The sequence below is a fragment of the Methylobacterium sp. 285MFTsu5.1 genome (assembly GCF_000383455.1).
Taxonomy (GTDB): domain Bacteria; phylum Pseudomonadota; class Alphaproteobacteria; order Rhizobiales; family Beijerinckiaceae; genus Methylobacterium.
Window position 1 is genome coordinate 98,611 of record NZ_KB911272.1, and the last position, 17,464, is coordinate 116,074.

Below are 17,464 nucleotides of genomic sequence, written 5' to 3' on the forward strand. Positions count from 1 at the left end.
CGGAGCGGAGGCCGACCGCGCGACCGGGCGAACGGAGGCCGGGTCCGCGCGCCCCCGCAAGCGCGGCCGGATGTTCGACCGCCTGGCGCGCCTGCCGCCCTTCCTGTGGCTGGCGGCGTTCTTCCTGCTGCCCTTCGTCATCACCCTGAAGATCAGCCTCTCGGAGCCGGCGACGGCGATCCCGCCCTACCTGCCGCTGCTCGACTGGCGCGGCGGGCTCGACGGCTGGTCGGCCTTCCTCGAGGCCCTGAACTTCGACAATTACCTTACGCTCGCCGCCGACCCCCTCTACCGCGACGCCGCCCTGGGCTCCCTGACCTACGCGGGCGTCGCCAGCCTGATCCTCGTCGCCCTCGGGACGCCGCTCGCCTACGCCCTGGCGCGGGCGCCGGCCCGCTGGCAGCCGCTCCTCGTGGCGCTGGTGATCGTGCCGTTCTGGACGAGCTTCCTGATCCGGATCTACGCCTGGATCGCGATCCTGAAGCCCGAGGGCCTGCTCAATCTCGCCCTGCGCCGGCTCGGCCTGATCGACGCGCCGCTGACGATCCTCAACACCGACGCGGCGGTGATCGTCGGTCTCGTCTACGCCTACCTGCCCTTCATGGTGCTGCCGCTCTACGCGGTGATGAACCGCCTCGACCCGACCCTGCGCGAGGCCGCGGCGGATCTCGGCGCCTCGCCGAGCCGGGTGTTCTGGACCGTGACCGTGCCGCTCAGCCTGCCCGGGATCGCGGCCGGCGCGGGGCTCTGCTTCATCCCGATGGTCGGCGAGTTCGTGATCCCGGACCTGCTCGGCGGGTCGGAGACGCTGATGCTCGGCCGGGTGCTCTGGAGCGAGTTCTTCTCGAACCGCGACTGGCCGCTCGCCGCGGCTGTCGCCGTGCTGATCCTCGCCATCGTCATCGGACCGGTGGTCCTGTTCCGGGACAGCCTGCGCGCGGGCGAGGGCGAGGCGCCGTGAGCTGGGTGACCCGCACCGCCCTGGTGGCCGGCCTGGGCTTCCTCTACGGGCCGATCGCGGTGCTGATCGTGTACTCGTTCAACGCCTCGCCGATGGTGACGGTCTGGGGCGGGTTCTCGACGCGCTGGTACGGCGCCCTACTCGCCGACGCGCCGCTCCTGTCGGCCGCCTGGGTCTCCCTGAAGGTCGCTTTCCTCGCGAGCCTGCTCGCCACGATCCTGGGGACGCTGGCCGCGCTCGCCCTGGAGCGGCAGGGCCGCTTCCGCGGTCGCGCCCTGTTCACGGGTCTCGTCTTCGGGCCGATCGTGATGCCCGAGGTGATTATCGGGCTGTCGCTCCTGCTCATGTTCATCGGGATCGGGCTAGACCGCGGCCTCCTGACGATCGTCATCGCGCACACAACCTTCTGCACCGGCTTCGTGGCGGTGGTGGTCGGCGCGCGCCTGCGCGGCCTCGACCGGTCCCTCGAGGAGGCCGCGGCCGATCTCGGCGCGGCGCCGGCGCGCGTGCTGATGACCGTGACGCTGCCGCTGCTCGCGCCCGCCCTCGCGGCCGGCGCGCTCCTCGCCTTCACCCTGTCGCTCGACGACCTGGTGATCGCGAGCTTCGTCTCCGGCCCGGGCTCCACCGCCCTGCCGATGCGGCTCTACAGCCAGGTCCGTCTCGGCGTGAATCCGGAGATCAACGCGGCCTCGACCCTCCTCGTCGGGCTGGTGAGCGTCGCGGTGCTGCTGGCGTCCTGGCTGACCGCCCGCCGCGGACAGGGTTGAGCGGGCATCACTCCGCGGCCTGCGCGGCGGTCGCGCCCGCGCGCACCATCTGCGCCACGGCGACCGTCACGACGACGTTCACCACCAGCGCCACGATGCCGACATTCACGTCCTGGAGCGGTCCCAGGAGCGGCAGCTTCGCCAAGCTGAACCCGGAGAGGACGGTCGCCGCCACGGTGGCCACGCCCGCGACGATCCCGGCGATGGCGGCGCGGCGGTCGAGGGGATTGCGGCGCATCAGGCTGGTGATGAAGCAGGGGAAGAGCTGCGTCACGAAGTTGTAGCCCATGAGCAAGAGCTGCACGATCGTGTCGCCGCCCGACAGGGTGAAGCCGACGCAGACCAGCGCCAGCACCGGCACGAGGATCTTGCACAGCCGCGCGGTCGCGGCGTCGTCCATGCCGGGGCGCAGCGGCCGGACGAGGTTGTTCGCCACCAGCGTGACGCCCGCGATCAGGATCATGGAGCCCGGGACGAGGGCGGTCAGCACCCCCGTGGCGCCGATCAGCCCGATGACCCAGGGCGGGAAGGTCGCGAGGGAGAGCTTGAACAGCGAGAGGTCGACGTCGGGCCCCGTCAGCCCCGGCACCTGCATCACGGCGGTGAAGCCGATCACGAACACGAACAGGTTGATCAGCTGGTAGATCGGCAGGATCACGGCGTTTCGGCGGAAGGCGCCCGGCTCCCGCGCCGTGTAGAGCGACGCGAAGGTGTGGGGCCACATGTAGCCGCCGAGCGCGGTCAGCAGGACCGTGGTGGTGAACCAGGTCGGGCTCTGGCCGCGGTCGGGCAGGGCCAGGAAGCCGGGCTTCGCCGCCTCGATCGCCGTGAACAGGCCCTCGTAGCCGCCGTAATAGTGGACCGGCAGGTAGATCCCGAGGAACACCACCACGAACAGGATGCTGGTGTCCTTGATCACGGCCGTCCAGGCGGAGCCGTGCACGCCCGACACCACGACGTAGGCGGTGAGCGCGGCCGCGCCGATCCAGACCGCGGTCGTCGACGAGATCGCGCCGTAGGACGCCGTCGAGACGATGATCCCGAGGCCCTTGAACTGCAGCACGAGGTAGGGAACGAGGGCGACGATCCCCACGAGCGCCACCAGCATGCCGAGCGCGCGGCTGCCGTACTTGCGCGCGAAGAAGTCGGGCTGCGTGTAGAGGTTGTGCTGCTTGGCGTAGCGCCAGACCGGCGGCAGCAACCAGTACGAGGTCACGTAGGCGAGCGTCAGGTAGCAGAGGATGTAGTAGGCGGGGCCGCCCTTGCCGTAGGCGATGCCGGAGCCGCCGAGGAACGTGAAGGTCGTGTAGATCTCCCCGGCCATCAGCAGGAAGACCAGGGCGGTGCCGAAGCCGCGGCCGCCGACGGTCCACTGCTCCAGCCCCATCTCGCGGCCGACCCGCGCGTAGAGTCCGAGGCCGATCGCCAGCGCGAAGCCGGCGGCCACGATAACGAGCGCGATGCTCATCGGGGATCCTCCGGCGCGCGGTTCTGAGGGTCGGTCAGGTAGATCACCCCCATCACGATCGAGGTTCCGATCACGCAGAACACCAGCCAGGCGAGGAGCAGCGGCAAGCCGAACACGAAGGGCTCGACCCGGTTCAGGAAGAACGGGCCGACCAGGATGCCGAGGAAGGGAAGGGCGGCCAGCCACCGCAGATTTCGCATGCGCGATACCGTTCAGAAGGCCCCGATATCGCGGGTTGAATCAGTCACGGACCGCTGTCAACGCCGCGATGGCCCAACGGCGCTCATCCCGATCACGTCTGCGTGCTGTGCGCTCGCGCACGCGGCCGCGCTCCGGGCGCGCATATCCTCAGCGCAGCGTCGCGCCGTCCGACACGGCGGGCGCCGAAGGATTTCACGATGACCCGCACTCTGACCTTCGCGGCGCTGGCCGCGCTCCTCGCCGTTCCGGCGGTCCAAGCGGAGGCCCGCCCGCGGCACACCCCCGCCAAGGCGCAGCCCAGCGCCGCGATCAAGGCGCGCCAGACCGTCCTGAACGATTTCAACGCGCGGATGAGCCGCCTGGACGCGCTCATGGGCACCCCGAGCAGGTCGTCGGTCCGCGCGCGCTCGGCCGAGGCCGGCCGCTAGGAAACGTGACGCGCCGGTCGCCCGGACCGGCGCGTCGACTCAGCGGCCCAGGCCGCCCGCCTCCTCCACGAAACGCGCCACCGCGTCCGCGCCCGCGCCCTCGCGCAGGGACGCGAACACGTACGGCCGGGTGCCGCGCATCCGCTGCGTGTCGGATTCCATCACCGACAGGTCGGCGCCGACGAGCGGCGCGAGATCCGTCTTGTTGACGATCAGCAGGTCGGACCGGGTGATGCCCGGACCGCCCTTGCGGGGGATCTTCTCGCCGCCGGCGACGTCGATCACGTAGAGCGTGATGTCTGCGAGTTCCGGCGAGAACGTCGCCGCGAGGTTGTCGCCGCCGGACTCGATCAGCACGAGGTCGAGCTTCGGGAAGCGCCGGCTCATCTCGGCGACGGCGGCGAGATTGATCGAGGCATCCTCCCGGATCGCCGTGTGCGGGCATCCCCCGGTCTCGACGCCGAGGATGCGCTCCTCCGGCAGGGCGCCCGCGACGGTGAGGATCCGCGCGTCCTCCTTCGTGTAGATGTCGTTGGTGATGGCGCAGATCTCGTAGCGGTCGCGGAAGCGCTTGCAGAGCTGCTCCATCAGGGCGGTCTTGCCGGAACCGACAGGTCCGCCGATGCCGACGCGGAGGGGGCCGTTCGTGGAGGTCATGCTGCGGGCTCAGGATCGGAAGATGCGGGAATACTGGGTCTCATGGCGGAAGGAGCCGAGATCCAGGCGGAAGGTGGCGGCACCGAGCGCGTCGAGATCCGCCGCGGTGGCCGCCTCGGCGAGCCCGGCGAGGCGCGGCGCGAGGGCGGCCACGACCCGCGTGCCGGCGGCCTGACCCACGGGCGCCGCCCGAAGGGCCGCGGAGACGAGGTTCTGCAGGAAGGCGAGGCCGTAGGCGGCGAGCACGGGGCCCGGATCCATGCGGTGCGCGCCGGCCGCGAGGCCGACCGCGACCGGGTAGGCGACCGGCCCCGGCAGATTGCCGGCCAGGGCGTCGAGGGCGTCGCAGGGCCACGCGCCGCGCGTCGCGTCGAGGAAGCTGCGGCCCTGCTGGCTCGTCTCCAGGTGCAGCTCGCGCGACGGCGCCAGGGCCAGGGCGAGGTCGTTGACGGCGACCAGCGCGGCGCCGTCCGCGGACAGCGCCGCCGCGTGGGCGTGGGCGGCCAGGATCAGGTCGTTGCGCAGGGCGCCGCGCTCGCAGACGTCCCGGAGCCACGCGGTCAGGCTCGCCTCGTCGCGGACGTCGCCCGCTTCGACCGCCCATTCGAGCCCGTGCGAGTAGGCGTAGGCCCCGACCGGGTAGCCGGGCGACAGCCACGCCATCAGGCGCAGCGCCTCCAGGGCGTCAGCCCGCGGCATGGTGGTGCTGGTGGCCGCCATGCGGGTGGTCGTGCCCGTGGTCGTGCCCGTGGCCGCCGGAATAGGCGCCGCCCTCGGGCCGGAACGGGCGCACCACCGGCTCGGCGGTGCCGCCGAGGCCCCGGACCATCTCGGCGAGGACGTGGTCGTGCGCGATCCAGACCGCGTCCGGGCCGATCTCGGCGGCGATGTGCCGGTTGCCGATGTGCCAGATCAGGCGCTTGAGGGCGTGATCGCCGGCGGCCCGGATCTCGAGCAGGCGCTCCGGCGCGGCCTCGACCCAGACGAGGCGTCCGTCCTGCAGGACCAGGGCGTCGCCGTCCTCCAGCACGGTCGGCTCCGGAAGGTCCAGCAGGAAGCTCAGTCCCCCGGCGCCGCGCATGGCGACGCGGCGGCGGTGGCGGTCGCCGTGATCGAGGACGACGCGGTCGACGATCTCGCCACCTGACAGGGCGTCGCGGCGGAGGATGCGGGTGGCGCGGATCATGGTTGACGGATCGGGCTGGATACTCGGGCGCGGTCAGACAACGTCCGTCTCCGGCGTGCCCGGATAGAAGCCGAGCTCACGGATCTGCTCGATCGCGTAGGGACAGGATTTCGGAAAGACGGATCCGGGCAAGCCCGTCTCGCTCGCGGCCCCGAGGACAGCGACGGAATAGGCCTTCGCGAGCACCGCATCCGGCCAGGACTGGAGGCTGGGGCTCATGTCGATCAGGTCATCGATCCGGATGCGCTGCTCGAGGATGGTCGCGCGCCAGCCGTACTTCCGCTTCTCCGGCTGGAATTCCCACTTCAGCAGGTGCAGCAGCAGGATGGCGAGACGGCTCCGGATCTCGGCTTTCTGGGATCCGCCCAAGCTCTCGATCTCCTCGGCGACGTTGGCGCGGTCCAGATCCGGCCAGCGCCCGGCCCGGAGCAGGGCTGCCTGCTCCTCGGTCCAGAGGCAGAGATCGGTCGTGTAGAGGTCGTCCCTCGCCGGAAGCTGGGCGATCTTCGTCATCGCGGCTCTCCTGCCACCGAGCCCATCCTATCTCAGAACAGGAAGTAGCGCTGCGCCATCGGCAGCACCTCGGCCGGCTCGCAGACCAGCAGCTCGCCGTCGGCGCGCACGTCGTAGGTCTCCGGATCGACCTCGATGACCGGCGTGGCGTCGTTCAGCACCATGCTCTTCTTCGAGATGCCGCCGCGGACGTTCTCAACGGCGACCAGCTCCTTCTGCACGCCCAGCCGCTCCCGCAGGCCGTCCTCCACCGCCGCCCGCGAGACGAAGGTGAGGGCGGTGGCGAAGGGCGCCCGGCCGTAGGCGCCGAACATCGGCCGGTAATGCACCGGCTGCGGCGTCGGGATCGAGGCGTTCGGGTCGCCCATGGGCGCGGCCGCGATGCTGCCGCCCTTCAGCACGAGGTCGGGCTTCACGCCGAAGAAGGCCGGCGTCCACAGCACGAGGTCGGCGAGCTTGCCGGGCTCCACCGAGCCGATGTGCCGGGAGATGCCGTGCGCGATGGCCGGGTTGATCGTGTACTTGGCGACGTAGCGGCGCGCGCGCAGGTTGTCGGTGCCGGACGCGTCGCCCGGCAGGGCGCCCCGCTGGCGCTTCATCTTGTCGGCGGTCTGCCACGTGCGGATGATGACCTCGCCGACCCGGCCCATCGCCTGGCTGTCGGAGGACATCATCGAGAGCGCGCCGATGTCGTGCAGGATGTCCTCGGCCGCGATGGTCTCGCGCCGGATCCGGCTCTCCGCGAAGGCGAGATCCTCGGGGATCGACGGGTCGAGGTGGTGGCACACCATGAGCATGTCGAGATGCTCGTCGATCGTGTTCCACGTGTAGGGCCGCGTCGGGTTGGTGGACGACGGCAGCACGTTCGGCAGCCCGGCCACCTTGATGATGTCCGGCGCGTGGCCGCCGCCCGCGCCCTCGGTGTGGAAGGCGTGGATGGTCCGGCCCTTGAAGGCCGCGATCGTGTCCTCGACGAAGCCCGATTCGTTGAGCGTGTCGGTGTGGATCATGACCTGGATGTCGTGGGCGTCCGCCACCGACAGGCAGGTATCGATCGCCGCGGGCGTGGTGCCCCAGTCCTCGTGCAGCTTCAGCGCGCAGGCACCCGCCCGCACCATCTCGACGAGGCTCTCCGGACGGGACGCGTTGCCCTTCCCGGCGAAGGCGAGGTTCATCGGGAAGGAATCCGCCGCCTCGATCATCCGGGCGATGTGCCAGGGGCCCGGCGTGCAGGTGGTGGCGAAGGTGCCGTGCGCCGGGCCGGTGCCGCCGCCGAGCATCGTGGTGACCCCCGAGCAGAGCGCCTCCTCGATCTGCTGCGGGCAGATGAAGTGGATGTGGCTGTCGAAGCCGCCCGCCGTCAGGATCTTGCCCTCGCCGGCGATGACCTCGGTGCCCGGCCCGACCACGATGTCGACCCCCGGCTGCACATCCGGGTTGCCGGCCTTGCCGAGCCGGAAGATCCGGCCGCGCACGATGCCGACATCGCACTTCACGATGCCCCAGTGGTCGAGGACCACCGCGTTGGTGATCACCGTGTCGACGGCGCCGTCGGCGTTGGTGGCCTGGCTCTGGCCCATGCCGTCGCGGATGACCTTGCCGCCGCCGAACTTCACCTCCTCGCCGTAGGTGGTGAAGTCGCGCTCGACCGTGATCTCCAGGCTCGTGTCCGCGAGCCTGATGCGGTCGCCGACGGTCGGGCCGAACATGTCGGCGTAGGCCGAGCGCGGCAGGCTGGCGGGCTTGGGCGTGTTGGCCATGGTCAGAGCTTGCCCATCACGTCGCCGCGGAACCCGTAGACGGTGCGCCCGCCGGAGAGCGGCACCAGCGCCACTTCCCGCGTCGATCCCGGCTCGAACCGCACGGCGGTGCCCGGCGCGATGTCGAGGCGCTTGCCGCGGGCCTGCTCCCGCGGGAACACGAGGCCCGGATTGACCTCGAAGAAGTGATAGTGCGAGCCGACCTGAATCGGCCGGTCCCCGACATTGGCGACCTCGATCACGGTCCGCTCGGCGCCGGGGTTGAACACGATCTCGCCGGGCAGCGTCGTCACCGCGCCGGGGATGTCGGACGAGGCCGCGCCCCGAATCGGGTGATGCACGGTGACGAGCTTGGTGCCGTCCGGGAAGGTCGCCTCCACCTGGATGTCGTGGATCATCTCGGGCACGCCCTCCATGACCTGATCGGCGGTCAGCACGGAGGCGCCGGCCTGCATCAGGTCGGCCACGGTGCGGCCGTCCCGGGCGCCCTCGACCACGAAGTCGGTGATCAGCGCCACCGATTCCGGATGGTTGAGCTTCACGCCGCGGGCGAGGCGGTTGCGCGCCACCTGCGCCGCCATGGCGATGAGCAACTTGTCCTTCTCACGGGGCGTCAGCAGCACGGGCAACCTCGTCGTCGCGGCGGCCGGAGCAAGGATCATGCGCGCGGCGCGGTCAAGGGCGGGCGTCGGCCGTTGCAGAACCCGGACCAGCGGCCGTCGCGGGCCGCCTGAATCAGGGAGGCGTCACGGCGTCATGGCGATGAAGCCGGCGAACAGGTCGGGGAGGGCCGCGCCCTTCACCGCACCCGGCAGGTCGCGGGGATGGATGAACTCGTCGCGGAACCAGGGATAGCGCTTCGGATCGAAGGAGGCCCGCAGCCAGTCGATCGTCCGCCGCACGCGGGTGATCCGCTCGGCGTCCGGGTGATAGGTCAGCCAGATGTCGACGCTGAAGCGGCCGAGATTGTCGACCGGGACGACCTGGGCGCCGATCGCGCTGGCATAGGTCGGCAGCAGGCCGATCCCGGCCCCCTTGGCGATGGCCCAGTAATACGCGCTGCTGACGTTGATCTTCAGGGTGATCGGGACCTTCGCGGGGAAGCCCGGCACCGTGCGCACGTAATCCTCGAGGGCGACGGTCTGGCCGCCGTCCTGCACCACGATCCGGTGGCGCTCCAGGTCTTCGGGGCGCGCCGGGAGCCCGTAGGTCTCCTCGTAGCTCCGCGCGGCGTAGGGCACCATGTGGATCCGGCCGAGCTTGACGATGCGCAGGTCCGGGCTGGTCGGCCGCGTCAGCTGGATCGCGACGTCGGCCTCCAGCCGCAGGACGTCGGCGGATTCCATCGCGCAGCGCAGGTCGACTGTCAGGCGCGGGTTGGCGCGCTGGAACTCGACGAGCCGCGGCGCGAGCCAGAAGGCGCCCAGCCCCTCCGTCACGGCGATCCGCACCTCGCCGGTCTCGGCGAAGGGCGCGCCCTCGCCGGTGCGCACGAGGCTGAAGGCGGCCGCCTCCATGCGGCCGGCGGCCTCGAGGATCGCGTGGCCCTCGGCGGTGAGGCGGATGCCGTCGACGTGGCGGGTCAGCAGCGGCGCGCCGATCAGCGCCTCGAGATCGTCGATCCGGCGCCGCACCGAGTTCACCGACAGGCCGAGCTTCGTCGCCGCCGAGCGGAAGCTGCCGGACCGCTGGAGCGCCAGGAAGACCCGGATGCTCTGCCAGTCGGGCATCGGGTCCCGGATCGCCTCCGCCTGTTCCATCGACGGAACACCCCTGTTTCAAATTTTGCACATACAGCCAGAGCGCTAGATGCGAAGTGCTTAACCGTCAATCCGTACCCGAATGTCAGGTCATCCGATGACGGTGCACATTGCTCGCGCGCAGTTCGTGGCCAAGGACGCCGATCAACTCGGTACAGCGCTAGTCTCTCCCGAGCCGCGGCACGCGCTGAATGCGCTCGAGGTCGGCCGAATTGCCCGGCACCTCGTCGTCTTCACGCCGACCCCGGACGATCTGGCGCGGCTGATCGCGTCGGCGCGCGCGGATCTGCCCGATCTCGCGCCCCTGCGCACCGTCCAGCGGGTGATGTCGATCAATCCCGACAGCGTCCTGGCGATCGCCCAGCGCCACCGGTTCGACGCCGCGGATCCGCGGGGCGAGGGGTTCGTGGCCTGCCTGATGCTGAACGCCGACGGCCTGGCGGCGCTCAAGGCCGGGACGCTCGACGCGTCCGATCCGCCCGCCGCGATGCTGGCCGGCCAGCACGAACGCCCGGCCGGGATCTACGTCTGGGCCGTCTACGCGCGGCGGCGCCTCTCCGGCGGCGTCGGCCTCGTCTTCGACCGTCTGTCGAGCCCGACCTACCGGGGCGTCGACTTCTACGCCCGCGCGGCCACCCCCGAGGGGGCCGACCTCCTGACGACTCTCGGCTTCACGGCACAGACCTCCGCCCGCGGCGCCCTGTACCATTTCGCCCGCGCGCCGAAGGCGGAGCCGGCGCCCCCGTACGACACCCACCGGTCCGGCGGGACCGGCATCAGCGTCGCGGTCGCGCGGAACATGGAGGACCTGTCCCGCGTGATCGCCCTGCGCGCCGCCGTCTACATGGCGGAGCAGGCCTGCCCGTACGAGGAGGAATTCGACGGCAACGACCTCTCGGCGACGCACCTGATCGGCTACGTCGGCGACGAGCCGGCGGGCTGCCTGCGCATCCGGTTCTTCGCGGATTTCGCCAAGATCGAGCGCCTCGCGGTCCGGGCCGAGTTCCGCAACACGCGCCTGTCCTTCGCGCTGGTCCGCGCCGGGATCGAGCTGGCCCGGGTCAAGGGCTACCGCCAGCTCTACGGCCACGCCCAGAAGCGCCTCGTCGGCTTCTGGAGCCGCTTCGGCTTCCGCGTCTTCGAGGGCGCGCAGGAGCTGGTCTTCTCGGATTTCGACTACGTCGAGATGCTGATGGAGGCGGAGCCGCACCCGCAGGCGATCGGCCTCGGCGCCGACCCCTACGTCATCATCCGGCCGGAGGGGCGCTGGCACCGGGCGGGCGCCCTCGACCGCTCGCGGAGCCGCGCCGTGACCCGCCCGTCCGTCGACCGGGCGGTGGCCGCGCGATGAACCGGCCGATCAACCCGGCGCTGTATCGCCGGCCGCGCAGCGTCCCCGCCCTGGTGCTGGTGGACATGCAGCAGGAATACGAGATCGCGGGCCGCCCGCTCGCCCTGGCGGGGATCGAGCCCGCGCTCTCCAACTGCCGGCGCGCCCTCGCGCATGCCCGCGCGAGCGGCATGCAGGTCGTGTACGTCCGCTGGATCGGCGCGCCGCTGTTCCAGGCGGGCAGCCGCTTCGTCCGCTGGATCGAGGGGTTCGAGCCGCACGGCTGCGACATGATCTTCGACCGGGACCGCCCGTCCTGCTACGCCAGCCCCGCCTTCGCGGACGCGATGGAGCGGGGATCGCCGCCGCTCGTCATCGCGGGCTTCGCCGGCGAGTCGTCCTGCCTCGCGACGGCGGTCGACGGCTTCCACCGCGGCCAGGACGTGACCTTCCTGTCCGACGCCTCCGCGAGCCACGACCTCGACGGGATCTCCGCCGACGAGATCCACCGGTCGGTGAGCGCGGTGATGCGGGTGTTCGGCGACGTCACCGACACGCAATCCTGGATCGCGGCCTCGGCGCCTTTCAGGCCCCTGCCCACAGCTTCGAGACCCACGCACGCCAATGACTGACCGAAGCCAGAATCACGGGATTCCGGAGGGGGTCCCGGCCGGCGACGATGTGGACCTGCGCCTTGGCCGGCACGCGATCGAGCTGCTGCAGGCGGCGCGCGAGGCCGGCGAGCCGACGCTGATCGCGCAGGCCGAGGCCATGGCGATGGCGGTCGGCTTCGTGCTGGCGAGCCGGCTGCCGGGCGGCGCGCCGGAGACCGCGTGATCAGTCGGCGCCGTCCTCGCCGCCGATGAGGCGCATCGCGCGCAGGCGCGCGGTCCGCTCGTCCTGGGCGCGCCGGTCCGCGGCGAGCGCCCGCCAGAGCACGACGAGCTCATGCTCGAGAGGCGAATCGACGGTTTCGTCGGCATCGCGCGCGATATTGGCGTGATCGAAGGCGTCCATGTTCGAGGTTCCGCGCCTTGAGATGCGGTCCGCTAACAGGACAGGATCGCGATCGTCCAGCCCGAAAGTTGAGCAGATCCTGTACAAGCCGACGGGATCGTCACGCGCGGCGCAATCCATCGCCGGCAAACCGAACACCGGATCGTAGATCGGCGCGGATGGGGAGGCTGACGGCGGTCGATCGACCGGGGCGATGATCCGGCTGGACCGAATTGCATCCGGAGCCGCTGTTTCGGCGCCTGCCCGGACATGAATTCAATAATCTATTGACGATAATCGATGAATACGCGACCGGCCACGCAGCCCGCCGCCTCGAACAGTGTCCGCACGGGGCCGCGCACGCCGCGAGCCCTCAGAAACATCTCGGACACCGAACTGTGACAATCCCGACCGGTATCGGCCAGGGCCCGGGCACCGCACGGGTGCGTCCGATCGGACCGCGAGCACCTCAGGCCCGGGTTCGCGTCAGCGCGGCGATGATGGATTCGACCACCACGATCTGCTCCTGCACGGCGACCAGCCGCGGCCCGGCATCCGCGCCGTCGCCCAGCACGAAGGTGCCCTTCTGCCGCCGCGCGTCGCGCAGCTTGCGCACCGACGCGACGATGATCTGCCGCTCCTCGATCAGCGCGTCGCGCAGTTCGTTCAGGCCGTCCAGTTCCAGGGTCGAGGCCATGCGGCGTCCCGGTCTCACATCCTCGGCGCGGCGTCGGCGGCCGTCCCGCGCGGGCACGCCGGGCGCCTGTCGTCCGCGCGGGGCGTCGGGCCCCGCGGCGCGGCCCACTCTCGGCGGCGGTAGCACGCTTTCCGCTCACGGAACATTGCCGCGATCCGGGGAGCGCCGCGATGTCCGGCGCGGCCATTGTATGCTATTGAATGCAAAATTATCCCGGCCCGCGAAGCGGTCGGATCAACGGGCGGATAGCGGCGCATGCTGAGTGAGGACGTGCACGACCGCGACGGGTCTCGCGCGGACGAGACGGTCACGGACCGGCGCCACGGCGACGCGCGTCGCGCCGCGACCAAACCGGCGAAGAAGCGCTCGGGCGCGGCCGGCCTGATCCTCCTGCTGCTCGCCGTCGCGGGCGGCGGCGCCTACGGCTACACGCGCCTGAATCAGCCCGCGGTGAAGTCCCGGGCGGCGGCCCCGCTGCCGGTGCCCGTCACCCTCGGCACGGTCGAGCAGGGGCCGTTCGCCCTCGTGTCGAACGGTCTCGGCACCGTCCAGGCGTACAACACCGTTCAGGTGCGCACGCGCGTCGACGGCGAGATCCAGCAGGTCGCGTTCCGCGAGGGTCAGACCGTCCGCAAGGGCGACGTGCTCGTGCAGATCGACCCGCGGCCCTACCAGGCGGCGCTGGATCAGGCGAAGGCCAAGAAGGAGCAGGACACGGCCAACCTCGGCAACGCGAAGGCGGACCTCGTCCGCTACACCGGGCTGGGCGCCTTCGCCTCCCGGCAGCAGACCGAGACGCAGACGGCCCTGGTCGCCCAGCTCACCGCGCAGGTGGCGTCCGACCAGGCGGCCATCGACAACGCCACGACGCAGCTCGGCTACGCCACGATCCGCGCGCCCATCGACGGCGTCACGGGCTTCCGGCAGGTCGATATCGGCAACATCGTCAACGCGGCCGGCCAGACCCCGATCGTGACGATCACCCAGGTCGAGCCGATCTTCGTGGTGTTCACGGCCCCGGAGGATCAGCTGCCCGCCATCACCGCGGCCCTCAAGGCCGGTGACGTGCCGGTGGAGGCCTGGACGTCGGACGGGCTGACCAAGCTCGCCGACGGCAAGCTCGCCCTGTTCAACAATCAGGTCGACACCGCGACGGGCACGATCCGCCTCAAGGCCGTCTACGAGAACAAGAACCACGCGCTGTGGCCGGGCCTGTCGGTCTCGACCAAGATGCGGGTCGGCACGGTCGCGGTCGCCACGACGGTGCCGGACGACGCGATCCAGCACGGGCCCGACGGGCTGTTCGCCTTCGTGGTGGACGATGCCAGCCGGGCGCATCAGCGCGCGCTGAAGGCGGGCCGCTCGGATTCGGGGCGGACGCGCGTTCTCAGCGGCGACCTCCGGCCCGGCGAGCGGGTGATCGTCGCCGGCCAGTACAAGGTGCAGGACGGCAGCCTCGTGGCCGATCCGCACGCGGCCCACACCGCGCAGGCGGAGGCGGTCCAGTGACGCGCGCCGGACGCCTCACGGCGGGCGCGTCCCCGCGCGGGGCCCGGCCATGAAGGGCGGCATCTCGGCACCGTTCATCCGGTTCCCGGTGGCGACCACGCTGATCATGGTCGGCATCCTGTTCCTCGGGATCGTGGCCTATCCGCTGCTGGGCGTCGCGCCGCTGCCGCAGGTGGATTTCCCGACCATCCAGGTGACCGCGCAGCTCCCCGGGGCCAGCCCGGAGACGATGGCCTCGTCGGTGGCGCAGCCCCTCGAGCGGCAGTTCTCGCAGATTCCCGGCGTGTCGCAGATGACCTCGACGAGCTCCCTCGGGATCTCGACGGTCACGGTCCAGTTCGACCTCAACCGCAACATCGACGGCGCCGCGAGCGACATCCAGGCGGCGATCAATGCCGCCAGCGGCCAGCTCCCGAAGAACCTCCCGACCCCGCCGACCTACCGCAAGGTCAATCCGGCCGATTCGCCGATCCTGCTGCTCTCGGCCACCTCCGACAGCATGCCGCTGATCGACGTCGACGACGCGGTCGACGTCCAGCTCGCCCAGCGGATCAGCCAGATCTCGGGCGTCGCGCAGGTCTTCATCGGCGGCCAGCAGAAGCCCGCCGTGCGGATCCAGATCGACCCGGCCAAGCTCGTGGCCAAGGGCCTGTCGCTGGAGGACGTGCGCGCGCAGCTCACCCTCACCACGGTCAACAACCCGAAGGGCAGCATCGACGGCGGCAGCCACAGCTACACCATCTACGCCAACGACCAGCTCACCGCAGCCCACAACTGGAACGACGTCATCGTCGCCTATCGCGACGGCGCGCCGCTGCGCGTCCGCGACATCGGACAGGCGGTCGCCGGCCCCGAGGACACCAAGCAGGCCGGCTGGACCAACGGCAAGCGCGGCATCTTCCTGGTCGTGTTCAAGCAGCCCGGCGCCAACGTCATCGACACGGTCGACAGCATCAAGGCCCAGCTGCCCCGCCTGACCGCCACACTGCCGGCCGCCATCAAGGTCGGCATCCTGAGCGACCGCACGCAGACCATCCGCGCCTCGGTCGAGGACGTGCAGTTCACCCTGCTGCTGACGATCGTGCTGGTCGTCGGGGTGATCTTCGTCTTCCTGCGCAGCTTCTGGGCGACCGTGATCCCGAGCGTGACCGTGCCGCTCGCGCTGCTCGGCGCCTGCGCGCTGATGTGGATGGCGGGCTACACCCTCGACAACCTCTCGCTGATGGCCCTGACGATTTCGGTCGGCTTCGTGGTCGACGACGCCATCGTCGTGCTGGAGAACATCAGCCGCTACGTCGAGGAGGGGATGCGGCCCATGGAGGCCGCTTTCAAGGGCGCGGGCGAGATCGGCTTCACCATCGTGTCGATCTCGGTGTCGCTGATCGCCGTGCTGATCCCGCTCCTGCTGATGGGCGGCATCATCGGAAGGCTGTTCCGCGAGTTCGCCGTGGTGCTGTCGATGACCATCGCGGTCTCGGCCTTCGTGTCTCTGACGCTGACCCCGATGATGGCCTCGCGGCTGCTGAAGTCCCACGACGCCGAGCGCCACGGCCGCCTCTACCGCATGAGCGAGGCCGCCTTCGACTGGCTGCTCGCGGTCTACGCCGACGCCCTCGACGTCGCGCTGCGCTTCCGCCGCGTCACGCTGCTGGTCTTCTTCGCCACGCTGGCGCTGACCGGCTACCTGTTCGTCGCCATCCCGAAGGGCTTCTTCCCGCAGCAGGACACCGGTTTCATGATCGGCGTCACCGAGGCGTCGCAGGACATCTCCTTCTCGGCGATGAAGGCGCTGCAGGAGAAGGTCGGCGCGATCGTCCAGGCCGATCCCGCGGTCGCCACCGTCGGCATGTCGCTCGGCGGCAACGGCCAAGCGCTCAATTCCGGGCGCATGTACATCACGCTGAAGCCCCGCGACGAGCGCGACGTCAACGCCTTCCAGGTGATCGGCCGGCTGCGCCCCAAACTGGAACGCGTCGAGGGCATCCGGACCTTCATCCAGGCGACCCAGGACGTGCGCACCGGCGGCCGCACCTCGCGGACGCAGTTCGAGTACACCCTCCAGGACCCGGACATCGCCGAGCTGAACACCTGGGCGCCGCGCATCCTCGACAAGATGAAGACGCTGCCGGAGCTGCGCGACGTCGCCACCGACCAGCAGACCCGCGGCACGACGCTGACGCTGTCGATCGACCGGGACGCCGCCTCGCGCTACGGCATCACGCCCCAGCTCATCGACGACACGCTCTACGACGCGTTCGGCCAGCGCCAGATCGCGCAGTACTTCACGCAGCTCAACAGCTACCACGTCGTCCTGGAGGTTCTGCCGGCGCTGCAGGGCAGCGTCGAGAGCCTCGACAAGATCTACATCAAGGCGCCGATCGGCGGCGGGCAGGTGCCGCTCGCGGCCTTCGCCCGCTGGACGACGGTTCCGGTGGCGCCGCTGGCCGTGAACCACCAGGGGCAGTTCCCGGCGGTGACGATCAGCTTCAACCTCGCCCCCGACGTCGCCCTCGGGCAGGCCACAGAGGCGATCGGCCGGGCGATGCGGGAGCTGCAGGTCCCGCCGACCGTGGTGAGCGGCTTCCAGGGCACCGCCCAGGCCTTCCAGCAATCGCTCTCGACGGTGCCGCTGCTGATCCTGGCGGCCCTGTTCGTGGTCTACCTGATCCTCGGCATCCTCTACGAGAGCTTCATCCACCCGATCACCATCCTGTCGACGCTGCCCTCGGCCGGCGTCGGCGCCCTGGCGGTGCTGATGTGGGCGGGGTTCGACTTCAGCCTGATCGCGCTGATCGGCATCATCCTCCTCATCGGCATCGTGAAGAAGAACGGCATCATGCTGGTCGACTTCGCCATCGTCGCCGAGCGGGAGGAGGGTCTCTCGCCCGAGGTCGCGATCCGGAAGGCCGCGCTGCTGCGCTTCCGGCCGATCCTCATGACCACGATGGCGGCCCTGCTCGGCGGCATCCCGCTGATGGTCGCCACCGGGACCGGCTCGGAAATCCGGCAGCCCTTGGGCTACGCCATGGTGGGCGGCCTCGCGGTCAGCCAGGTGCTGACGCTGTTCACCACGCCGGTGATCTACATCTACCTCGACCGGCTGGCGCACCGCTTCTCGTTCCGCGACAAGCCGCGGGCGGTGGACGGGGCGCTCGATGACCCCGAGCCGCTGGAGGAGGTCCGCGGCCCGCCAACGCTGCGCGCGGCGGAGTGAGGCCGACCGCCGTC

At 70.7% G+C, this 17,464-nt stretch carries 19 protein-coding genes; 8 read left to right on the top strand and 11 right to left on the bottom strand.

The annotated features are described in order from the left end of the window. Positions 1–70: 70 nt before the first annotated feature. Both H288_RS0107290 and H288_RS0107295 read left to right on the top strand, forming a co-directional pair. Positions 71–961 carry an ABC transporter permease subunit gene (locus H288_RS0107290; protein WP_103984835.1) on the top strand — a complete coding sequence of 297 codons (891 nt, stop codon included), beginning with the start codon at positions 71–73 and terminating at the stop codon, positions 959–961. Next, a complete protein-coding gene (locus H288_RS0107295) occupies positions 958–1,731 on the top strand; it encodes an ABC transporter permease subunit (RefSeq protein WP_020091935.1) in 774 nt (257 codons plus the stop codon). Before H288_RS0107290 ends, H288_RS0107295 begins: the two co-directional genes overlap by 4 nt. Before the next feature lie 7 nt (positions 1,732–1,738). On the opposite strand, the gene H288_RS0107300 is transcribed toward H288_RS0107295, so the two are convergent. Both H288_RS0107300 and H288_RS0107305 read right to left on the bottom strand, forming a co-directional pair. Then, entirely contained in the window at positions 1,739–3,199 is a 1,461-nt protein-coding gene (locus H288_RS0107300; protein WP_020091936.1) for a sodium:solute symporter, read from the bottom strand. Further along, entirely contained in the window at positions 3,196–3,399 is a 204-nt protein-coding gene (locus H288_RS0107305) for a DUF3311 domain-containing protein (RefSeq protein WP_020091937.1), read from the bottom strand. Before H288_RS0107305 ends, H288_RS0107300 begins: the two co-directional genes overlap by 4 nt. A 198-nt stretch (positions 3,400–3,597) precedes the next feature. Here H288_RS0107305 and H288_RS0107310 point away from each other — a divergent pair, with 198 nt between their 5' ends. Then, entirely contained in the window at positions 3,598–3,828 is a 231-nt protein-coding gene (locus H288_RS0107310) for a hypothetical protein (RefSeq protein WP_020091938.1), read from the top strand. Between the two features lie 39 nt (positions 3,829–3,867). Here the strand turns inward: H288_RS0107310 and ureG are convergent, their stop codons facing one another. From ureG to H288_RS0107345, 7 genes are all read right to left on the bottom strand, one after another. Then, entirely contained in the window at positions 3,868–4,485 is a 618-nt protein-coding gene (ureG, locus tag H288_RS0107315; protein WP_020091939.1) for an urease accessory protein UreG, read from the bottom strand. 9 nt (positions 4,486–4,494) lie between these two features. Continuing rightward, positions 4,495–5,184, bottom strand: coding sequence for an urease accessory UreF family protein (locus H288_RS0107320; RefSeq protein ID WP_026604753.1), 690 nt, complete (start codon positions 5,182–5,184; stop codon positions 4,495–4,497). Beyond that, positions 5,171–5,671 carry an urease accessory protein UreE gene (locus H288_RS0107325; protein WP_020091941.1) on the bottom strand — a complete coding sequence of 167 codons (501 nt, stop codon included), beginning with the start codon at positions 5,669–5,671 and terminating at the stop codon, positions 5,171–5,173. The genes H288_RS0107320 and H288_RS0107325 overlap by 14 nt, the downstream gene beginning before the upstream one ends. A 33-nt stretch (positions 5,672–5,704) precedes the next feature. Further along, complete coding sequence (locus H288_RS0107330) at positions 5,705–6,184, bottom strand: DUF29 domain-containing protein (protein WP_020091942.1); 480 nt, start codon at positions 6,182–6,184, stop codon at positions 5,705–5,707. A gap of 32 nt (positions 6,185–6,216) precedes the next feature. Beyond that, positions 6,217–7,944 (bottom strand): urease subunit alpha, encoded by a 1,728-nt coding sequence (gene ureC / locus H288_RS0107335; RefSeq protein WP_020091943.1) that lies wholly within the window; start codon positions 7,942–7,944, stop codon positions 6,217–6,219. 2 nt (positions 7,945–7,946) lie between these two features. After that, positions 7,947–8,567 (bottom strand): urease subunit gamma, encoded by a 621-nt coding sequence (locus tag H288_RS32175; protein ID WP_020091944.1) that lies wholly within the window; start codon positions 8,565–8,567, stop codon positions 7,947–7,949. Between the two features lie 123 nt (positions 8,568–8,690). After that, entirely contained in the window at positions 8,691–9,704 is a 1,014-nt protein-coding gene (locus H288_RS0107345; RefSeq protein WP_020091945.1) for a LysR family transcriptional regulator, read from the bottom strand. 97 nt (positions 9,705–9,801) lie between these two features. Between H288_RS0107345 and H288_RS36390 the strand changes: the two genes are divergently transcribed. The 3 genes from H288_RS36390 to H288_RS0107360 are packed head-to-tail and all read left to right on the top strand — an operon-like array spanning position 9,802 to position 11,871. Continuing rightward, a complete protein-coding gene (locus H288_RS36390) occupies positions 9,802–11,055 on the top strand; it encodes a GNAT family N-acetyltransferase (protein WP_020091946.1) in 1,254 nt (417 codons plus the stop codon). After that, a complete protein-coding gene (locus tag H288_RS0107355; RefSeq protein WP_020091947.1) occupies positions 11,052–11,666 on the top strand; it encodes a cysteine hydrolase in 615 nt (204 codons plus the stop codon). The genes H288_RS36390 and H288_RS0107355 overlap by 4 nt, the downstream gene beginning before the upstream one ends. Positions 11,667–11,715: 49 nt before the next feature. After that, positions 11,716–11,871 carry a hypothetical protein gene (locus H288_RS0107360; RefSeq protein ID WP_020091948.1) on the top strand — a complete coding sequence of 52 codons (156 nt, stop codon included), beginning with the start codon at positions 11,716–11,718 and terminating at the stop codon, positions 11,869–11,871. On the opposite strand, the gene H288_RS0107365 is transcribed toward H288_RS0107360, so the two are convergent. Together H288_RS0107365 and H288_RS0107370 are read right to left on the bottom strand one after the other, a co-directional pair. Next, positions 11,872–12,051 carry a hypothetical protein gene (locus H288_RS0107365; RefSeq protein WP_020091949.1) on the bottom strand — a complete coding sequence of 60 codons (180 nt, stop codon included), beginning with the start codon at positions 12,049–12,051 and terminating at the stop codon, positions 11,872–11,874. A gap of 448 nt (positions 12,052–12,499) precedes the next feature. Continuing rightward, positions 12,500–12,727 (bottom strand): hypothetical protein, encoded by a 228-nt coding sequence (locus H288_RS0107370; protein WP_020091950.1) that lies wholly within the window; start codon positions 12,725–12,727, stop codon positions 12,500–12,502. Positions 12,728–12,982: 255 nt separating this feature from the next. On the opposite strand from H288_RS0107370, the gene H288_RS0107375 reads away from it, so the two are divergent. Beyond that, positions 12,983–14,236 carry an efflux RND transporter periplasmic adaptor subunit gene (locus H288_RS0107375; protein ID WP_020091951.1) on the top strand — a complete coding sequence of 418 codons (1,254 nt, stop codon included), beginning with the start codon at positions 12,983–12,985 and terminating at the stop codon, positions 14,234–14,236. A gap of 49 nt (positions 14,237–14,285) precedes the next feature. Then, the gene (locus H288_RS0107380; protein ID WP_020091952.1) at positions 14,286–17,450 is read left to right on the top strand and encodes an efflux RND transporter permease subunit; all 3,165 of its coding nucleotides are present in this window, start codon (positions 14,286–14,288) and stop codon (positions 17,448–17,450) included. Positions 17,451–17,464 lie beyond the last annotated feature (14 nt).

Bases quoted from the DNA above. Each gene is read 5' to 3' on its own strand.
- H288_RS0107290 (WP_103984835.1), top strand. From the start codon at position 71: ATGTTCGACCGCCTGGCGCGCCTGCCGCCCTTCCTGTGGCTGGCGGCG.
- H288_RS0107345 (WP_020091945.1), bottom strand. From the start codon at position 9,704: ATGGAACAGGCGGAGGCGATCCGGGACCCGATGCCCGACTGGCAGAGC.
- H288_RS0107375 (WP_020091951.1), top strand. From the start codon at position 12,983: ATGCTGAGTGAGGACGTGCACGACCGCGACGGGTCTCGCGCGGACGAG.
- H288_RS0107365 (WP_020091949.1), bottom strand. From the start codon at position 12,051: ATGGACGCCTTCGATCACGCCAATATCGCGCGCGATGCCGACGAAACC.
- H288_RS36390 (WP_020091946.1), top strand. From the start codon at position 9,802: ATGACGGTGCACATTGCTCGCGCGCAGTTCGTGGCCAAGGACGCCGAT.
- H288_RS0107310 (WP_020091938.1), top strand. From the start codon at position 3,598: ATGACCCGCACTCTGACCTTCGCGGCGCTGGCCGCGCTCCTCGCCGTT.
- ureC (WP_020091943.1), bottom strand. From the start codon at position 7,944: ATGGCCAACACGCCCAAGCCCGCCAGCCTGCCGCGCTCGGCCTACGCC.
- H288_RS0107325 (WP_020091941.1), bottom strand. From the start codon at position 5,671: ATGATCCGCGCCACCCGCATCCTCCGCCGCGACGCCCTGTCAGGTGGC.
- H288_RS0107355 (WP_020091947.1), top strand. From the start codon at position 11,052: ATGAACCGGCCGATCAACCCGGCGCTGTATCGCCGGCCGCGCAGCGTC.
- ureG (WP_020091939.1), bottom strand. From the start codon at position 4,485: ATGACCTCCACGAACGGCCCCCTCCGCGTCGGCATCGGCGGACCTGTC.
- H288_RS0107330 (WP_020091942.1), bottom strand. From the start codon at position 6,184: ATGACGAAGATCGCCCAGCTTCCGGCGAGGGACGACCTCTACACGACC.
- H288_RS0107300 (WP_020091936.1), bottom strand. From the start codon at position 3,199: ATGAGCATCGCGCTCGTTATCGTGGCCGCCGGCTTCGCGCTGGCGATC.
- H288_RS0107320 (WP_026604753.1), bottom strand. From the start codon at position 5,184: ATGCCGCGGGCTGACGCCCTGGAGGCGCTGCGCCTGATGGCGTGGCTG.
- H288_RS0107370 (WP_020091950.1), bottom strand. From the start codon at position 12,727: ATGGCCTCGACCCTGGAACTGGACGGCCTGAACGAACTGCGCGACGCG.
- H288_RS0107380 (WP_020091952.1), top strand. From the start codon at position 14,286: ATGAAGGGCGGCATCTCGGCACCGTTCATCCGGTTCCCGGTGGCGACC.
- H288_RS0107305 (WP_020091937.1), bottom strand. From the start codon at position 3,399: ATGCGAAATCTGCGGTGGCTGGCCGCCCTTCCCTTCCTCGGCATCCTG.